The organism is Neobacillus drentensis, from assembly GCF_036962765.1.
In the GTDB taxonomy this organism is placed as follows: domain Bacteria; phylum Bacillota; class Bacilli; order Bacillales; family Cytobacillaceae; genus Neobacillus; species Neobacillus drentensis_C.
Genome location: NZ_JBALOS010000221.1, coordinates 3,710 through 7,074, shown reverse-complemented (window position 1 = coordinate 7,074; position 3,365 = coordinate 3,710). Strand labels below are relative to the sequence as shown.

At 37.3% G+C, this 3,365-nt stretch carries 4 protein-coding genes and 1 pseudogene; all 5 read right to left on the bottom strand.

What is annotated here, in order from left to right; all coding sequences use genetic code 11:
• Window positions 1–87 precede the first annotated feature (87 nt).
• A pseudogene (locus tag V7137_RS23800) lies at window positions 88–195 on the bottom strand (NAD(P)H:quinone oxidoreductase, type IV); the annotation flags it as partial.
• A gap of 78 nt (window positions 196–273) precedes the next feature.
• Window positions 274–1,251 (bottom strand): ring-cleaving dioxygenase, encoded by a 978-nt coding sequence (locus V7137_RS23795; RefSeq protein ID WP_335700365.1) that lies wholly within the window; start codon window positions 1,249–1,251, stop codon window positions 274–276.
• 18 nt (window positions 1,252–1,269) lie between these two features.
• On the bottom strand, window positions 1,270–2,238 hold the full coding sequence (locus V7137_RS23790) for a ring-cleaving dioxygenase (protein ID WP_335700364.1): 969 nt from the start codon (window positions 2,236–2,238) through the stop codon (window positions 1,270–1,272).
• 94 nt (window positions 2,239–2,332) lie between these two features.
• Window positions 2,333–2,731 carry a DoxX family protein gene (locus V7137_RS23785; RefSeq protein WP_218350642.1) on the bottom strand — a complete coding sequence of 133 codons (399 nt, stop codon included), beginning with the start codon at window positions 2,729–2,731 and terminating at the stop codon, window positions 2,333–2,335.
• Between the two features lie 64 nt (window positions 2,732–2,795).
• On the bottom strand, window positions 2,796–3,218 hold the full coding sequence (locus tag V7137_RS23780) for a MarR family winged helix-turn-helix transcriptional regulator (protein ID WP_335700363.1): 423 nt from the start codon (window positions 3,216–3,218) through the stop codon (window positions 2,796–2,798).
• Between the last annotated feature and the right edge of the window lie 147 nt (window positions 3,219–3,365).

The following is a 3,365-nucleotide window of genomic DNA, read 5'->3' as shown; positions in this document are numbered from 1 at the left end:
AATTGCCCCTATAGTTGAAAAAGATATTGAAAAATGAGTTGCCGTAGCAACTCATTTAAGATTTTTCGATGTAACCGGGTCAGTTTAACCAGGAGTTGCCACAATTGCTCCCCAGTGATACATGGATGTATATAGTGATAAAATTGTTTGTTCTTGACCACTATGAGGGTTTTGAGCAGAAGTCATCGTCTTAATGTCGAAGAAGCTTAAATTGCTTAGCGTCTGTTTTCCACTTTCCAACGTAAATATCGGTTTCGTTTAATATTTTTCTTTTTATTCTTTGATGAATTCCTTTGTACTTCTCACTGTATCAATTGGACGAACTAATTTTTCTATTTCTGAACGTTTAGGCTCTAAGAATGGAGGTAAAGATAATTTTTCCCCAAGCGTTTCATAAGGTTCGTCTCCCATAAAACCAGGACCATCTGTAGCGAACTCAAATAAAATTTGCGGTGCCACTCTTGCGTATAATGACTCAAAAAAGTGACGATTGACATAACCGGATGTATGGAATCCAAAACTATTCATTCGTTCAATCCATTCTTCTAAAACAGAGCGATCCTCTACACGGAATGCCGCATGGTGAACCGTCCCAAAACCTTGTCGGGCTTCTGGAAGAATGGCATTATATTCTACAATGACCGAGGCACCGTTCCCGCCTTCCCCCACTTCAAATAAATGAAATGACCCTTCTTTATCTGTCTCTTTAAATAATAAGACTTTTTCCATCATTTCTTTAAAGGAATCAAAGTTCGAAGTACGGATAAAAATAGGTCCTAAACCAGTAATGGCATATTCCAGTGGGATTGGACCTTTTTGCCATGGTGTGCCAGATTCCACCCCTTTATTGGATTCATCTGAAATCAATTGATATTGCTGATCGTCAAAATCAATGAAAGAGAGAGTTTTCTTGCCAAATTGCTCTTTGATTCCAGTATGTTTGACTTCTAAACGATCAAAACGTTTTACCCAGTAGTTTAATGATTCATCACTTGGTACACGGAACGATGTCTTTGAAATCTCGTTTGTACCATGTACGCCTTTCGGAATGCCGGGGAAATCAAAGAAAGTCATGTCTGTGCCTGCGCTGCCTTTATCATCTGCAAAGAATAGATGATAAGTTTGAATATCATCTTGATTTACTGTTTTTTTAACTAAACGCATACCTAAAACATAAGTGAAAAATTCATAGTTCTTTTCTGCACTGCTTGTAATAGCTGTTACATGGTGTATTCCTTTTAGATGGTTCATTGTATATTCCTCCAAGATTTAATTTAAGATCAATGGCCGTAATTTTTCTTCGATCTCTTTTCGATTTGGTTCCAAAAATGGTGGAAGTGCTAGTTTTTCCCCCATTGTTTCCATTGGTTCATCTGTCGCAAATCCTGGTGTATCTGTTGATAATTCAAATAAGATACCATTGGGTTCCCTAAAATATAATGCCTTGAAGTAATAGCGTTCCACTTTCCCTGAATTCGGTAACCTGTATTCTTTCAAACGCTCTGCCCATTGTTCATATTCTTCCTCATTCGGAACACGGAAGGCAACATGGTGAACACCTCCACGACCTAAGCGGACTCTTGGCAAATCAGGTCTTGTTTCAATATGAACTTCCGCACCGCTGCCCCCTTCTCCAGTTACATAAATCAATATATCTGCATAATCCCCTTCAAGTGAAGGATAAGAACCGGCAAAGCGAAAACCCATAACTTCTGTTAAAACACCGATCGTTGGTTCAGCAATTGCCACTGTGAGGGTTACAGGTCCTAAACCCATAATGGCATGTTCCAGTGGAATGTGATCCTTTTGCCAAGGAATCCCAGCTCTTACACCTTTTTCACCGTTATCGGCTACCAGTATTAAGCGAGTCCCCTCGAAATCTCTGAAAGCCAATGTATCACGGTTTGCTCTTTTTTGAATATCATCATGTTCAACCCCAAATTGTTTAAAACGCTCTTTCCAAAATAACAATGAATCTGAATTTCTAACCCTTAGTGATACAGTAGAAATATCTGAAGTTCCCCTGTATGTTTGCCCAAGATGAGGAATATCAAAGAACGTAACTTCAGTTCCTGGGGTTCCTTCCGCGTCAGCATAGAAAAGATGATAGGATTCTGTATTATCTTGGTTAACCGTTTTCTTTACCAATCTCATTCCTAAAATTTTTGTATAAAATTCATAATTTATTTCCGCTTTTCCTGTTAATATTGATACATGATGTAGTCCTAAGAGTTCCATCTCATTTCACTCCTGTCACAATATTAATCTAATTCTTTTGTTCGAAATTAAAGTTCCCCTGTAATAGGTAAAGGTCTCATAAAAGACCGATATTTTAGAATAAAAATGAATCTAAAGCATATTGACCGGGACCGACCAAAGCTATACCAATAGCAACTGCAAGTAAAGTTAAGTTGTATTCATATCCATTAGCTGTTGCCCATAATCCGTTAGGAGCATGAACTTTAACAATCGCCATTGCCATAGTCCCTGCAATCAAAATTCCTGCAAGTGGAGTTAAAAGTCCTAATGCAAACAAAATTCCGCCAATCAATTCTGCTAACCCTGCGAAAAGAGCCATGGTTACTCCTGGTTTCATGCCAATAGATTCAAACCATCCACCGGTTCCTTTCAATCCATAGCCACCGAACCAGCCAAATAATTTTTGAGCACCGTGACCTACAAATAGTAAACCAATGACCAAACGAATGATTAATAAACCAATATTTATCATCTTAAAAACCTCCTAAATGGTATTTATCTCGAATTCGAGATAACGGATTAAAAAAAATGAAAGATTAAACTTTATTCTTTACTTTTTTCAAAAGCTGCACCAATGTCTCTGCCTCATCAGAATCTAATGAGTCAAACATTTGATTAACAAGCTTATGATATTTCGGCATGATGTCGTTCATCCATTCATTTCCATCCTCAGTTAATGTCACATGTATCACCCGGCGATCATCTGGACAGGCATGACGGCTTAATAAACCTCTTTGTTCTAGTTTATCTATAACATAGGTCATCGAACCACTTGAGACCAATATGCAATTTCCAATTTGTTGAATGGTTTGTTTCCCTTTTTGATAAAGTACCTCTAAAACAGAAAATTCCGTTATACCAAGCTTGTTTTTTGTCATTTCTTCCTTTACTCGATCATGAATGGCTTTAGATGTTTGCATTAATATCAGAAAGGGCAAATTCGAGCATTTCCTCTCCATTTAGTTCACCACCTTAAAAAAATCTTGAATTAAATTATCTTGAATCTGAGATAATAATAATACTTATAAATTTTTTTGTCAATAGCATTTTATTTTTAGAACTAAACTCCGGTAGGTCAACGAGAAAAAGCTGCCTCAATGACAGCT